Raw genomic sequence first — 15949 nt, 5'->3', positions numbered from 1 at the left:
TAAAAACCAGATTCGTAAACGACTCCAGACTTGTGTGTACACCGTAGCTTATAAAGGGGGGAGACCGTAAATCTAGTTCCCTCCCCTTTATAAGGGGAGGGTTAGGGTGGGGTAAAACCCTGGTTAATCAGCTATTTCAGACTTGTGTGTACACCGTAGCCTTAAAGGAAGAGAGAAATAGAAGTGAGGTTTTCCAGATACCGCGATAAGTCAGGTGCGGGAGCTAGATCAGTAAGTGCGGGAGCTAGATCAGTAAGTGCGGGAGCTAGATCAACAAGTGCGGGAGCTAGATCAATAAGTGCGGGAGCTGCATCAACAAGTGCGGGAGCTGCATCAACAAGTGCGGGAGCTAGATCAATAAGTGCGGGAGCTGCATCAACAAGTGCTGGAGCTGCATCAACAAGTGCGGGAGCTGCATCAACAAGTGCGGGAGCCGTGTCAGTTGTCATTTTCACAACTACAGCTTTTTACAACTAGCAAAAATCGTTTTTTCTGCCCCCTGCCCCCTGCCCCCTGCCCCCTGCCCCCTGCCTCCTGCTTCCAAACCCATAATTTTATACTTTATGCAAAAGAAAACTGCTGTATGTTATGAGTAATCAGCAAGAACCGGAAAATTTAGCTTTTGATAATCAAAGTTCATTACAAACTTTAGTCAGAGCAATTACCTTTTCTCAGGGGCAGTTTTCGCTGATTATATTGCGCTGTAACTATGCTGCTTTACGTCAGCGAATGGTAGAACGGCTGCACCAATTATCTCCTGTACAGATTCACGAAATTACTTTACCTGCATCAGTCAAAACGCTTTACACAAATATACGCGAACAATTGGGAGATGAACAGCCACCTGCATTGATGGTTTTTGGTTTGGAGTCAGTTAAAAATATTGATACAGTTCTGACTTCAGCGAACCAAGTACGAGAGGAGTTTAGAAAAAACTTCCCGTTTCCGATATTGTTGTGGGTTAATGATTCAGTTCTGCAAAAATTTATTCGATTAGCAACCGATTTAGAAAATTGGGCAACTATCATTGAGTTTGAAAACCCTACGGATGAATTAGTCAACTTCCTTCAGCAAAAGACTGATGAAATCTTTGCTGATGATGTAACGCCTAATTCTCAAATGTGCCGGGAATTAGAAACCGCTCGTGAAGATTTGCAAAATCGAGGAGAAGTATTAGAAGCAGCAGTTGAAGCAAGTTTAGAGTTTTTGTTTGGCTTGAATGATTATCTACATGACCAGATAGATTCTGCTTTAACGCATTATCAACAAAGCTTGGAGTTCTGGCGACAAAGTAATTATTTAGAACGACAAGGTATATTACTTGTTAATATTGCTTTAGCTTATAACCGCCAAGCCGAAAAAAATCAGACAGAAAATCAACGCTATTGGCAAGAGTCGAGAAATTACCTTCAGCAAGCTATTGATATTTTTGAACAAGCACAACGTACAGATTTAGTTGCAAAACATATTACTAAACTGGGTGGAGTGCTACGACGTTTACAAGCATGGTTAGAGTTGCAAAGCCTTGTGGAAAAGTCTCTGCCGCTACATCAAAATTATGGCACGCCGTTGCAGTTGGCTCAAGATTATGGCTTTTTGGCAGAGGTAGCTTTAGAGCAGTCACGCTGGGATGAAGCTCATCAACTTGCAGGGCAAGCATTGCAAATATTAGCTGAGATACCTAATTTACAATCAAATGAATTTGGCTTGTATCGGTTTATTTTAGCTAAGTCTCAACAGGGTTTAGGTGAAATTCCAGCAGCAATTAATAGTTTAAAAACTGCAAAAGCTGAAAGTAATCATCAGTATAACCCACGATTATATATATCTATATTAGAAAGGTTGCGCTTACTCTATTTTGAACAAGGTGAATATCTTAAAGCGTTTTATATTAAGCAAGAGCAGTTACAAATTGAACAACAGTATGGTTTTCGTGCTTTTGTTGGTGCATCTTTTCTAAATCCCCAGCGACAGGCAATTAATTTTGCACAGTTGCAAGTAGAAAATCTTGAAACAATCGCTCAAGAAATTGCCGCTTCTGGTCGGGGACAAGATGTGAAGCGGTTGCGAGAAAGAATTGGCGGGACTGAGCATAAATTGACTGTAATTCATGGTCAGTCAGGAGTGGGGAAAAGTTCGATTTTGCAGGGTGGATTAATTCCGGCGCTGCAACAGCAAGCAATTGGTGAGCGAGATGCTTTACCCATTTTGTTGCGAGTTTATACAGATTGGGTAGGGATGTTAGGGCAGAGTTTGGCTAAAGCTTTCGAGGAAGTCAGAGGTAATCAATTATCTGTTAATCTTGATTCTTCAGCAGCTATTTTAGAGCAATTACGGAGAAATGCCGATCGAAATTTGTTGACAGTTTTAATGTTTGACCAGTTTGAGGAGTTTTTCTTTGTTTATCCAGACCAAGGTCAACGACGAGCATTTTATGAGTTTTTGCGAGTTTGTCTAGATATTCCTTTTGTAAAAGTAATTCTGTCCTTGCGGGAAGATTATTTACATTATTTATTAGACTTAGAACTTCTGTTTAATTTAAGTACAATTAATAATAATATTCTCGATAAAAGCATTCGTTATTACTTGGGTAACTTTTCGCCAGACGATGCTATGGCTGTTGTGCAGAGTTTAACAGAACGCTCTCACTTTTACTTAGAGCCTGCATTGATTGATGAATTAGTGCGGGATTTAGCAGGTGAATTGGGGGAGGTACGCCCCATTGAATTACAAATTGTGGGTACGCAATTGCAAACTGAAAAAATTACAACTTTAGAAAAATATCTTCAGTCGGGAACAAAAGAAAAACTAGTCGAGCGATTTTTGGAAGCAGTTATTAAAGACTGTGGTTCTGAAAACGAACTCTGTGCCAAAGTAGTTTTATATTTGCTAACAGATGATAAAAACATTCGTCCACTCAAAACTTCCAACGATTTAGCGGAAGGTTTAAAAACAGCAGATATAGTCTTAGAAAAAGAACAACTAAATCTAGTTTTAGAGATTTTAGTGGGTTCGGGACTGGTGTTAAAAATTCCTGAAGACCCTGCTGACTTATATCAACTGGTTCATGACTATCTGGTATCTTTTATCCGGCAGCCACAACAAGCAAGAGAATTAGAAGAACGGGAAAAGCAGAAGGAAACACAACAAATCGTTGAAGAAAAACTCAATCGTATTTTAAAACAACAACGAAACTTGGCGATCGCTGGAAGTGCCATAATGACCTTCTTAGCAACCGTATCAGTGATATTCGGGTTTCAAGCAGAGTATCAAAGAAAACAATCAGAGTATCAAAGAAAACAATCAGAACAAAACCAAAAAATAGCCATTATTGAAACTTCAAAAGCACTTTTTACCTCACACGAGACATTTGATGCCCTCAAAGAAAGCATCTATGCTGGAATATTACTGAAAAAATCGCCTTTTGCACAAAGCGATAGTCAACTTCGCAGCCAAGTTATAGCGGCATTACAACAATCAGTTTACTGGATAGTAGAGGGCAATCGCTTGGAGGGACATCAGGCTTTGATCTGGGGTGTGACTTTCTCACACGATGGTAAGTTGATTGCCTCAACTAGTTATGACCATACTATAAAACTATGGAATATAGATGGTAGTTTGCAAAATACGCTCAAGGGACATAAAGATAAAGTCTTGGGTCTGAGTTTCTCACCTGACGATCAGACAATTGTCTCAGGCGATTTCAAGGGCATTATAAAATTTTGGAAGCGTGATGGCACCCCGCTAAAAGAAATCAACACACATAGTAAGGGAGTTTACGATAAGGGAGTTTATAGTATCGATTTCTCACCTGATGGTCAGACAATTGCCACAGGAAGTCGGGACGGCACACTCAAACTCTGGAAGCCAAATGGCATTTTGTTAAAAACAATTCCTGACGCGCATAAAGATGGAGTTAATAGTGTTGCCTTCTCACCAAACAATAAGATGATTGCCACTGGTGGACGGGACAAAACTGTGAAACTCTGGACACATGATGGTAAGTTTATTCACAAGATAGAAGACTATGAAGACTCTGCTTGGGATGTTGCTTGGTCAAGCGATAGCAAAACAATTGCTGCTGTGGCTGGTAGCGACAACAGAATAAGAATCTTCAACCAATACGGCACTTTGTTAAAAACAATTTTGAACCCACATAAAGATGGAATCAATAGTGTGGCTTTCTCACCGGACGGTAAGATGATTGCTACAGCTAGTGATGACAAAACTGTAAAGCTTTGGAAGCCTGACGGTACCTTCCTTACAACTTTATCAGGACATACCAATGGAGTTTATGCTGTCAGGTTCTCACCTGACTGTAAGACTCTAGTTTCTGCCAGTGCTGACGATACAATCAAACTTTGGCCAATTGGTAGTATGAACTGCTCACGCAACGCCAAAACTCCTGCTTCTGCTAGCGCTGACAGCACGATGAACATTCCGTTTGGTACTGGCGTGGTAAGCATCATAAACGCTCATAGCAATCGGGTTAATAAAGTAAATTTCTTACTTGATGACAAAATAATTGCCTCAGCCAGTGATGACAATACGGTGAAACTCTGGAGGCGGGATGGAACTTTGGAAAAAACTCTTGACAGGGATAGCAATAACGTTAGTTTCTCACCCGATCGTAAGACAATTGCTACCGCAAGTGATGATAATACAGTGAAACTCTGGAACCGTGACGGTAAATTCCTCAGAACCCTTTTTCAAAACAGAGATAAGATATACGACTTGAATTTCTCGCCCAACAGTAAGTTTATCGCTTTAGGTAGCAGGGATAACAAAGTAATAATATTAGGGACAGATGGCACTAAGCGTCAGGTTCTCGACAAACATGACGACTGGGTAAAAGCTGTAGCTTGGTCGCCAGACAGTCACATACTTGCTTCAGCTAGTGATGACAATACAGTAAAACTTTGGAAGCAGGACAACAAGGGCGAGTTTCATATCTACAAGACTCTTGCAGGAAAAAACGGGCATAATAGTTGGGTTTTGAGCGTTAGGTTCTCACCTAGTGGTGACATGATTGCGACGAGTAGTAATGATAAGACGGTGATACTTTGGAAGCAGGACGAAAAGGGGGAGTTTCGCTGGTACAAAAAGCTGAAAGGTCACACCGCTCAGGTTAATAGCGTGACTTTTTCAAATGATGGTAAGATGATTGCTACAGCTAGTGATGATAAGACCGTAAGACTCTGGACAAGCGATGGTAATTTAATCAGAACTCTGACTGGGCATAGCGATTACTTGTTAAGCGCGACTTTCTCAGCCGATGGCAAGACTCTTGCCTTGGGCAGTGCAGATGGAGCTATAATTCTCTGGAATTTGAATGAGCTAAATCATCTCAATAATCTAGATAGCTTACTGGGGCGTGGTTGTGATTGGTTACATGATTATTTGCAGAATAACCCCAATTTGAGCGAGAGCGACAAGCGCCTGTGCGACGATATCAAGTAAGAGCCAAGTGAAAAATTATGCATCGCCGGATTAATTATCAGCTTGCCAGATGAGACAAATAAAACGTCATTGCGAATGCAACGAAGCAATCACAATGTCTCTGCGATTGCTTCACTGCACTTCGTTCCGTACCCTACGGGAACGCTAAAGGCGAACGCAATGACATATCACAAATATACCGAACATTATATAATTGCTCGATCCGGTAGCAATGCGATCGCCAGAAAACAGATTCTCATTGTAGGACAGGCGATCGCCTCTGCTTGAATTTGGCAAAAAAACCAACTCATCTACTCCCAAAGCCTAGATGCGATCGCCTGCCTGCATCAGCCATTTTGCACCATCCAAACCAGTTTGCCCAAAATTTGCTCAACAGGTGGCAGTGGATAATCGGTCAGGTCAATCGTCACAGTTTGCCCTTCTAGTTTAAGAAACCGCCAAACTGTACCACTCGTTACTGTTCCGTAGATGGTTGAAATCGGCTGCTGCTTCTGTTGATTAAAACGTTGAGCTGCCACCATCTCGGCTAAACATTGTCCCAGTGCTGGTTTAAGGTCTTCTTTCTTCGCTGACACCAAAACCACCGCAGGAGCCTTAATAAACAACTGCTCTGAAGAGCGACTAATTAGAAAATCGACATAACCCGTCAAATCAACCTCTGGCTGCACGCTGAACTCTTCACCCGAAAAGACACTAATTTGTCCTTTGAACTGACGTTTGACTTCTAACAAAACTGGATTGATAATACCTTCAGAACGCGCTTTTTCAGTACTGACTGCGATCGCCCAAGGCAGCGTTTCTTTGAGTGTATCTTTGAGTAAAGAACTTGGATTGACTGGGGAAATTTCAGGCAGAAAGCGATCGCCCTCAATGATAGTGAGTTGAAAATCCTCTACAGCTTTACTGAGAGTAAATTTACTATAAGGCATGAGGATTTTCCCTATTATTTTTTTATATAAAAACTATTTAATTAACCCGTAGCGAGCAAGATGCTTTCAATCCCACACTCGTCGCAAATTCAAGACAAAACCCGGCAACACCGCTTCACCCGACAACTCAGCAGGATTCTCTAACACTTCCACATCCTTAGCCAGTCGATAAATTTCCACCCGTCGCTGCTGCGGATCTAGTAACCAGCCTAGTTTCGCGCCATTGTCGATATACTCCCTCAATTTATCTTGCAGGGACTTGAGGGTATCTGAACTAGAGCGTAACTCAACTACAAAATCGGGGCAGATATTAGCAAACGTTCCTTTTTGTGCCGAAGTAAGCGCCTGCCATCGTTCTCCACTCACCCAAGAGGCATCGGGGGAGCGAGTCGCACCATTGGGTAAAATGAAGCCTGTAGAAGAGTCAAAGGCTTTACCAGGTTCGCCTGCATTACGCCACCACAAATACAATTCGCCAGAAATACTCCAATTACGTCTTCCAGTTTCCCAGCCTGTTGGTGGGTTCACTATTAATTCTCCTTGTGCGGTTCTTTCTAGTCTCAAGTCTCGGTTGGCTGCGGCTAAAGCAGCAAACTGTTCTTGGGTAACATACAGCCCAATGGACTTAGGCAACTCAATCAATAGGGTTTCGGTTTCTGGACTAGCGGGTGTTTGTACCATCTTGACCTCAAGGATTCGTTTAGGAGGCAGGAGGCAGGGGGCAGGGGGCAGGGAGCAGGGGGCAGGAGTTAGAAAGAAGCTTTTTCTGTTTGATGAATCAGTGCTGCTTGTAGTTCACTTACTTGCAATCTGCTGTAATTATAAGCGATCGCCTTCTCAACTCTTACCCTGTTCTCTTCTGATGGGACGATGAATTAAAATATTTGCCATGCCATCATCAATGAAACAAAACGTCAGTCGAGGTTTTTCATGGCTTTAGAGGGAGTGATTTTAGATATTGATGGCACACTGGTATTAAGTAATGATGTTCATGCAAATTCCTGGGTAGAAGCATTTGCAGCTTATGGCTTAGAAGTGCCATTTGAAAAAGTCAGACCACTTATAGGTATGGGTGGAGATCAAGTGATTCCCAAAGTAGCGCCAGAATTAAATAGCGAAGAAGGAACTGGCAAAGCGATCGCTAAACGGCGCAAAGAACTCATATTGAACAAATTTACATCGCAAATTACTCCTGCCAATGGTACCAGAGACTTAATATTAAAGATGCAAAAATCGGGATTACATCTAGTTGTTGCTAGTTCAGCAAGTTCTCAAGAACTTGACATATTACTCAAAATTGCTCAAGTAGATGATTTAATATCGGAAGTAACTACATCCGATGATGCCGAAGCGTCTAAACCTGCCCCTGACATTGTACAAGCCGCCTTGAAAAAAGGGCAAATGACCCCCGATAAAGTAGTGATGCTAGGTGATTCTCCTTATGATATTGAGTCTGCCGGCAAAGCAGGAGTAGGTGTAATTGCTTTGCGCTGCGGTGGCTTTAGCGATGAACAACTATCGCTTGCGATCGCAATTTACAACGATCCAGAAGATTTACTACAGCACTATGACTCTTCTATTCTGGGTGCAAATGCTTAAATATTAAAAGAAGGAAGAAGGGTAGGCGATCGCACTCGATTCATTAACGAAGCTGTGCAATATTATACTACTCAAAAAGCCCTAGTCAATCTTGGAGAACAGTTATAGCAAGGAACTGGGGACTAGAAACTGGGGACTGGGTGAAAAGCCTTTTTGTGTCTAAATTTTATCATCTGTTAATGTCCTAACCATTTTGGCTGTTGCTATAAAAGAAAAAGCCATCCAACGGGCGGGACTTGATTTGAAGTTGGTAAAATTTTGAGGCGATATCTGGTGAAAAGCTACTTTGCATCTGCGTTTCCCACTTTTTTAGAAGACGCGATTAATCGCGTCTCTAACCTTTGGCTCAGACCTTAGTGTAATTATTGATTACCTTAGCTAAATCTGGCACTGCTTCTTCTACGTGCTTTTTGGCGGAACCGCGAAGTTTTTCATAGGTTCCTCGCACAATTTGGCGGGTTGAGTTCTTGACTCTCGCATCGGTAACACTCAGTAGCGCGTCTGCTGTATCAGAGCGATTTGCACTCAGATATTCAACTGGATCGCCTTTCTCTACGCCTCTACTCCAGATGGGATCGAGAGCTGTAAAGCATTGCGGTAATATCTGCTCAACGACATAAGGAATATACCCTGGCTTAATCCCTTTCAAAGCAGCAAAGGCAGTTTTCAAAGCGATGCCGCTCATGCCTGACTTGGATGCAAGCTGTCCTTCAATCATGTTGCAACAATCATCTACGACCATAGCCTTTTTGGTCGGATTTAAAAGTCCCTCACTAAGTCCCATTTCACTCTTCCTTATCTAAGTACTAATTCTATTCGGCTAATTTTTTTAGCAAGCAGGAAATTACAGAAAATGGTATCAGAGTTAGAGATGTTGTGGATAAGCTGATACGCTTTTAAGCTGCATAGTTGAAAAGAGGCAAGGGGGCAGGGGAGAAATCAATTCAAAATTCAAAATTCAAAATTAAAGAACTTCTGCCCCCTGTGTATAAGACTTAAGAGCTTATCCCATCCTCCTGAGACCTAAGTTGCGTCTCTGGATGACTTGAGCCAGCAGGTAGAACTTCATGTCTAGTTCCCGAAGCTCCATTTGGTGAATCTGGTGGATTTGAACCTCCTCGCTTCCGAGGTAATATAGCCTGAGCCAAGCTCTTAACCAAAATATAGAGAATTGGCACTAAAAACAAACTCAAGAATGTGGAAAGCATCAGCCCCCCAAACAGCGCTGTTCCTAAAGACCAACGGCTGCTGGCTCCAGCCCCTTGAGAAATTACCAGGGGCAAAAATCCTAACAACGCTGCAAAGGATGTCATTAAGATCGGTCGCAAACGTTCTTGTCCCGCTTTCACCGCCGCCCGCGTGTAGCTCATGCCCTGCTCATGCAGTTGATTGGCAAATTCCACAACTAGAATTGCATTTTTTGCAGCTAGACCAATCAAAGTCACCAAACCTACCTGGCAATAGATATCATCTACTACCTTGGGAAAGAGGCTACCTACCATGAAAATATTGGAACGCAGCCAAATCGCTGTCATTGCTCCCAAAACTGCCAAAGGAACTGTCAGCAAAATAATAATTGGGTCAACGTAGCTTTCATACTGAGCTGCCAGCACCAGAAAGACAATAACGATCGCTAAGGCAAAAATCAAACCTGTAGCTCCCCCCGATGTCTTTTCTTGGAGATAAGTGCCTGTCCACTCATAACCAAACCCTTGAGGTAAATTCTCTGCTGCTAGTTGCTCCATTGCTTTAATCGCCTGCCCAGAACTAGCACCGGGAGCCGGAGCGCCCTGTACTTTGATTGACCTGTACAAGTTGTAATGCGCGATGGTTTTCGGCCCTACAAAGGGAGTAATTTTTACCAAACTGCTCAACGGAATCATCGCCCCATTGGCAGAGCGAACATACAGCTTGCCAATATCCTCTGGATTAGAACGGAACACTCCATCTGCTTGGACATATACCCGATACTGTCGCTGTCCCTGCACAAAGTTATTCACATATTGCGACCCCAGATAAGTTTGCAATGCCCCAAAGATGTCGTTAATTTCAACATTGAGAGCTTTGGCTTGGTTGCGGTTTACCTGAATGTCAAATTGGGGAGTATCTGCGGTGAACTGAGTGAAGACTCCTTGGAGAACAGGGCTTTTACGTGCTGCCCCAATCAATTTTTGAGCAGCATCAATTAGGCTTTCAATCGGCGCACTGCCGGTTTTGTCTTGAACGATAAACTCAAAACCACCCGTAGTACTTAATCCTCTCACTGGAGGAGCATTTACTGCGATCGCTCTGGCTTCTGTAATTGTAGAGAGCTTTGCGTTCAGTCTTTGAAGTATGCCATAAACAGATTGAGATTGTTCAGTTCTCTCTTTCCAGGGTTTCAGGTTAGCAAAGGCAATGCCTAAATTAGAAGCATTACCGTCGAAACCAAAGCCACTGATCATAAAACTAGCTCTAACTTCGGGAGCCGATGTGACTTCTTTGACTACCTTATTCATCACAGATTCAGTATATTTCAAAGAAACCCCGTCAGGCCCCTGGACAATGACAAAGAAGTAACCTTGATCTTCCTCTGGAATAAATCCGGTAGGTACTGCTCTGTACATCAAAACTGTTGCTAATAAACCAGTGAGAAAAACGCCAATTACAATCGGCTTGATATGGGTAAGGTAGCTAATAAACCCGACATATCGCCGCGTGAACCAGCTAAATCCTCGATTAAATTGTGTAAAAAACCACCCCAAAGGGCCGCGTGGAGTCTGAGCAGGGCGCATGAGGATGGCTGCCATACTCGGAGAGAAGGTTAAGGCATTGAAGGTGGAAATGCCAATGGAGCAAGCAACGGTTAAGGCAAATTGTTTGTAAACAATCCCAGTAGTACCTGGAATAAAGGCAACTGGAATAAATACCGCCATGAGTACAAGTGAAGTGGCAATGATTGCCCCAGTTAACTCCTTCATGGCTTCCACAGCCGCCTCAAAGGGTCTCATACCCTGCTCTAGTTTGACTGCAACTGCCTCCACCACAATAATGGCATCATCCACGACGATCCCGATCGCGAGAACAAAACCAAATAAGGTGAGTGTATTAATTTGAAATCCTAAAACCAACAGAGCCGCACACGTCCCAATCAAGGAAACGGGAATCGCCACAGTCGGAATGATCGTGGTACGCCAGTCTTGTAAAAAGACAAAAATTACCAAGACCACTAGGACAATTGCCTCAACTAGAGTGTGCAGAACTTCTTCTAAAGAAATTTCTACAAACGGAGTGGTATCAAATGCCAACTCGGCTTTAAGTCCAGGTGGAAAACTTTTCTCTAATATTTTGATCTGTTCTTCAACAGCATGAGCAACGTTCAGGGCATTACTACCGGGAAGTTGATATATCCCCAAACCCACGGCTGCCTTGGGAGCATTTCCTGGAATAGTGAATTTGGCATCAGCCAGATAGTTCTCTGCTCCTAGTTCAACTCGACCGACATCTTTGACTTTAACTAAAATGCTATTGGTGCTATTACTAGTGCTATTAGTAGTGTTATTACTGGTGCTACTAGTAGTACTGCCTGGAGTAACTTTCAGCACCATATCCTCAAATTCAGCCGCATCTTTAAATCGACTGGTTGCCCGTAAAGCAAATTCAAAGCTTTGATTATCTGGTGCTGGTTCCTTACCAATCGACCCTGCACCCACTTGAATATTTTGTTGTTGCAGGGCAGCTGTTACATCTTGAGGAGTTAGTTGATGTTGGGCAAGCTTGTTGGGATCGAGCCAGAGACGCATCGCATATTTGCGTTCTCCAAAAACCCTGGCACTTCCTACACCAGGAAGCCGTTTGATCTGATCGAAAATATACAGATCGACATAGTTACTGATAAAAATGTTGTCATACTCATTATTTTCTGAGTAAAACCCATAGACCAGCAATAAACTGCTCGATGCTGTTTCAACAGTTACACCTGTTCGTTGAACGGTATCAGGCAATTGAGGTGAAGCCAGTGCTTCTTTATTTTGAACGTTTACTTGAGCAATATCGCTATTGACATTAGTGGGAAACGAGACAGTTATATTGCTCGAACCATCATTACCCGTATTAGAAGATATATAAGATACATCTTTAACACCATTAATTTGTCGCTCAATAATGTTGGTGACAGTATTTTCTGTTGTTTGAGCATCTGCACCAATATTGTTGGAGCTAACTGTAATTTGTACTGGGGCAAGGTCTGGTAGCTGAGAAATGGGAAGAATCGGTATACAGATGCTTCCCAGCAGCAAGATAATGAACGTGCAGACCGTCGTCAGCACTGGCCGCCTGATGAAGGTATTGACAAACATAAATCAAGCAATAATGGAATTGTTTCAGACTGGTTAGGAACGTAGTAGCTTTTTATTAATATAAGGATTTATTAAGGCTTAATGTCGGCGATCGCACAAGATTGGGGATTGGGTACAAGAGGCAGAGGAGCAAACGCGGACAGAGGCAGAGGAGCAGAGGGGAAAGACTTACTGCAACTTCTCCCCTGCTCCCCCGGTTACTGAGCGTAGTCGAAGTATGCTCCCCTGCTAGGAAAAGTCACGGTAGGGTCGCATCAACTGAAAAATGCGGTAATGAATCTAAATTTCTAATTATCTTTGCCATTACTCGAAAAATTTAACGATTGCTCGTCATTGACCCAAATTGCTTGTTGAGGGACAGAAATCGAAATTCCCGCTTCGTCTAAGGCAACTTTTAGGCGGCGGCGAAACTCGCGTGCTACATCCCATTGCTTGAGGGGCAGTGTTTTAATCCAAACACGAATAATCAAACCGCGATCGCCAAATTGATCTATTCCCAAAACTTGCGGCGGTTCCAAAATTTGACTTTGCCATTGCATTTCTTGATTCATCTTATCGGCGATAGTTGCAATCAAGTTCAAAGCCTTTTCTGTATCGGCTTGGTAGGCGATGGGAATTGTTAAATCGGCTCGCGACCAACGACTAGAAAGATTGGCAACAACTTTAATTTCACCATTGGGGATCGTGATTAAACGCCCTTCAGAATCCCGCACTTGGGTCATCCGCAGATTCAGAGTTTCTACTAAGCCTCCCACGTTCCCCACATTAATCACATCGCCTAAAGCATACTGGTCTTCTAAAATGATCAAAAAACCGTTAATCGCATCTTTAATTAAGTTTTGCGATGCCAAAGACAATGCAACACCAACTAAACTCGCACCCGCTAGTAAGGGAACGATATCTATCCCCAAGGATACCAGCGCGATCAAGAAACCTACTCCTACCCAGATCACAGTAGTGATACTTTTAGTTACACCAGAAAAAGTGGAAACACGCAGTTGCAACCGTGCAGAACTTTCTGGAGTGAGGAAAGCACCACTGCTAATCAGTGTGGAGGCGAAGCGGTCAATCAGGGCGTAGGTCAAACGAATTGCTACATAGGTTGCCAAGGATACAACACCTAATCGCACAGGAAACTGGGCGGCTGTGAGAATTGCTACCTGCAAACCTCGTGTATAGGGAAATAAACCCAAAATAAAGAAGCTTCCACCTCCCCAAATTCCGGCTTGACTGAGCTGAAACAATCGTCTCTTGGCTTCTTGGAGATGTTGCTGTTGCCGTTGATTTAGTTGTGTTGTAATTGCTTGGTCTGTTGGTTTTGGGTAATTGAAGAGTTCCCTCTGGGGTTGAGAGGCAATGGAGTTTTCTAAATTCTTTTGGGAACGCCGCTGCCAGCTATATACCCCCCAACTCATAACAATCATTGCCAGTCCGATACCGCCAGCAATTTTACCTTGGTCGATTAAAGATTGAATTTGCCTTTCTTGCTTGGCTTGTTGCAAGTCTTCTTGTAATGATTCGGCGACTTGATTTGCCGATGTCGATATATCTACCTGTCGCAGTTCCGCATCTTCCGAAGTAACGGTCATCAGATATTGACCGTTGACATAAATTACTGGTAATTCGTTTACTTTGCGAACTTCTACCTTGACTGGTGTTTTTGCTGGTGATTGAAAGTAATTTTGACCAATTTTCTGCAACTTCTTTTGAATATCTTCTGAACGCTCAGGAAAGTTGGTTCTTGTTGCCGCTATTTGAAATAACCGACGACCATCTAAATAAATCCAGCCCGAAACAACTCTGTTATCTGAATCATTACTAATACTGCTGGGAGCTTGCAGTTGCGGTAACAAAGGTATCTGGGCCGTGGCTTTTGGCACAGATACAATGCCTATAGCCATTGAACTAGCGATGCCTACGGCGGGCAAAGCCAACGCCAAAAATTTAAAGCGCACTCAAACACCTCCTTAAGTAAAATCTATTAATTACTACTTTAACTATCCTGCTTAATACCTTTGGGTAGATGTACCTATCTAAAGTTGAAGTTTTCCCTTGAGTTGATGAAAGTTTGATGTTTTTTCGTTGTCTTCTATCTTGAGACAGATGACGAAAATCAGTATGTCAGCCCGAAAAGAGTCTTATGCTGACCAAAGATAAAACAAAAAGGAAGAAGCTGGAGAGGAAGTTGACATTCCGGCGATCAAACGTCAAGCTAGTTTTGAGGATTCTTGACTAGTGATTTGCTTTCATCCAAGCAAAAATTGCCAGTAGTAGAATAACCTAGTAGAGTGCGTAAAACTTACGTAGCTTTTTTAATTTTTTGAGGTAACTTTTGATGACCGCAACTTCTCCCCGATTAAAGCACGAGGTTAAAGACCTCGGCCTAGCTGCCTTGGGAAGACAGCGCATTGAATGGGCTGGACGCGAAATGCCAGTTTTGAAGCAAATCCGCGATCGCTTTGCAACCGAAAAGCCCTTCGCTGGTTTACGCCTTGTAGCTTGTGCCCACATTACAACTGAAACAGCACATTTGGCGATCGCTCTGAAAGCCGGTGGTGCAGACGCGCTTTTAATTGCTAGCAATCCTTTATCAACTCAAGATGACGTAGCCGCTAGCCTCGTCGTCGATCATGAAATTCCCGTCTTTGCTCAAAAAGGCGAAGATAACGAAACTTATAACCGCCACGTCCAAATAGCTTTAGATCATCGCCCCAACATTATTGTTGATGACGGTAGCGATGTGGTTGCAACTTTGGTACAACAACGCCAACACCAAATTGCTGATTTGATTGGTAGCACCGAAGAAACCACCACTGGGATCGTGCGGTTACGCGCCATGTTTAGAGAAGGCGTTCTCACCTTCCCCGCAGTCAACGTCAACGACGCTGACACCAAGCACTTCTTTGATAATCGCTATGGTACTGGGCAATCAACCCTAGATGGCATTATCCGCGCCACCAATATTTTGTTGGCTGGGAAGAATGTTGTTGTTGTCGGTTATGGCTGGTGTGGTAAAGGTACAGCCCTCCGCGCCCGTGGGATGGGTGCTAACGTCATCGTCACCGAAATCGACCCCATCAAGGCAATTGAAGCCGTAATGGATGGCTTCCGCGTCCTGCCAATGGCTGAAGCTGCACCCCAAGGTGATATATTTATCACTGTGACTGGTAACAAGCACGTCGTTCGTGGCGAACACTTCGATGTCATGAAAGATGGTGCGATCGTTTGTAACTCCGGTCACTTTGACTTGGAACTTGATTTGAAATACTTGGCTGCACAAGCTAAAGAAATCAAAGAAGTTCGTCCTTTCACCGAAGAGTATAAATTGAAAAATGGTAAATCAGTTGTCGTTCTCGGACAAGGACGCTTGATTAACCTAGCTGCGGCTGAAGGACACCCCAGCGCGGTAATGGATATGAGTTTTGCCAACCAAGCTTTGGCTTGTGAATTCCTGGTGAAGAATAAGGGTAAGTTGGAACCTGGTTTGCACTCAATTCCGGTTGAAGTCGATCAAGAAATTGCTCGATTGAAGTTGCAGGCTATTGGGATCACGATTGATAGCCTCACACCCGATCAAATTGAGTACATCAATTCTTGGACAAGTGGAACTTGATACATTGATTA

The 15949-nt window shown here is 43.1% G+C and carries 9 protein-coding genes; 3 read left to right on the top strand and 6 right to left on the bottom strand.

Annotation, left to right across the window (positions count from 1 at the left end; translation table 11 throughout):
- Positions 1-161 precede the first annotated feature (161 nt).
- Complete coding sequence (locus RMZ42_RS31535) at positions 162-449, bottom strand: hypothetical protein (RefSeq protein ID WP_322675120.1); 288 nt, start codon at positions 447-449, stop codon at positions 162-164.
- Between the two features lie 139 nt (positions 450-588).
- Here RMZ42_RS31535 and RMZ42_RS31530 point away from each other — a divergent pair, with 139 nt between their 5' ends.
- Complete coding sequence (locus RMZ42_RS31530; RefSeq protein WP_322675119.1) at positions 589-5460, top strand: eIF2A-related protein; 4872 nt, start codon at positions 589-591, stop codon at positions 5458-5460.
- 326 nt (positions 5461-5786) lie between these two features.
- Here the strand turns inward: RMZ42_RS31530 and RMZ42_RS31525 are convergent, their stop codons facing one another.
- Positions 5787-6389: a hypothetical protein gene (locus RMZ42_RS31525; RefSeq protein WP_322675118.1), complete on the bottom strand. Its 603-nt coding sequence runs from the start codon at positions 6387-6389 to the stop codon at positions 5787-5789.
- 66 nt (positions 6390-6455) lie between these two features.
- Entirely contained in the window at positions 6456-7070 is a 615-nt protein-coding gene (locus RMZ42_RS31520; protein ID WP_322675117.1) for a Uma2 family endonuclease, read from the bottom strand.
- 249 nt (positions 7071-7319) lie between these two features.
- Here RMZ42_RS31520 and RMZ42_RS31515 point away from each other — a divergent pair, with 249 nt between their 5' ends.
- Positions 7320-7988 carry an HAD family hydrolase gene (locus tag RMZ42_RS31515; RefSeq protein WP_322675116.1) on the top strand — a complete coding sequence of 223 codons (669 nt, stop codon included), beginning with the start codon at positions 7320-7322 and terminating at the stop codon, positions 7986-7988.
- Between the two features lie 346 nt (positions 7989-8334).
- On the opposite strand, the gene RMZ42_RS31510 is transcribed toward RMZ42_RS31515, so the two are convergent.
- The 3 genes from RMZ42_RS31510 to RMZ42_RS31500 all read right to left on the bottom strand — a co-directional run bounded on the left by RMZ42_RS31510 (position 8335) and on the right by RMZ42_RS31500 (position 14226).
- Positions 8335-8772, bottom strand: coding sequence for a DUF6918 family protein (locus RMZ42_RS31510; protein ID WP_322675115.1), 438 nt, complete (start codon positions 8770-8772; stop codon positions 8335-8337).
- Between the two features lie 211 nt (positions 8773-8983).
- On the bottom strand, positions 8984-12325 hold the full coding sequence (locus RMZ42_RS31505; protein ID WP_322675114.1) for an efflux RND transporter permease subunit: 3342 nt from the start codon (positions 12323-12325) through the stop codon (positions 8984-8986).
- Positions 12326-12612: 287 nt separating this feature from the next.
- Entirely contained in the window at positions 12613-14226 is a 1614-nt protein-coding gene (locus RMZ42_RS31500; protein ID WP_322675121.1) for a mechanosensitive ion channel family protein, read from the bottom strand.
- Positions 14227-14660: 434 nt separating this feature from the next.
- Here RMZ42_RS31500 and ahcY point away from each other — a divergent pair, with 434 nt between their 5' ends.
- On the top strand, positions 14661-15938 hold the full coding sequence (gene ahcY / locus RMZ42_RS31495; protein ID WP_322675113.1) for an adenosylhomocysteinase: 1278 nt from the start codon (positions 14661-14663) through the stop codon (positions 15936-15938).
- Positions 15939-15949 lie beyond the last annotated feature (11 nt).

The organism is Nostoc sp. DedQUE05, from assembly GCF_034530955.1.
In the GTDB taxonomy this organism is placed as follows: Bacteria; Cyanobacteriota; Cyanobacteriia; order Cyanobacteriales; family Nostocaceae; genus Nostoc.
Note: the sequence above shows the minus strand (reverse complement) of the source record. Positions and strands in the feature narration are given on the sequence as shown.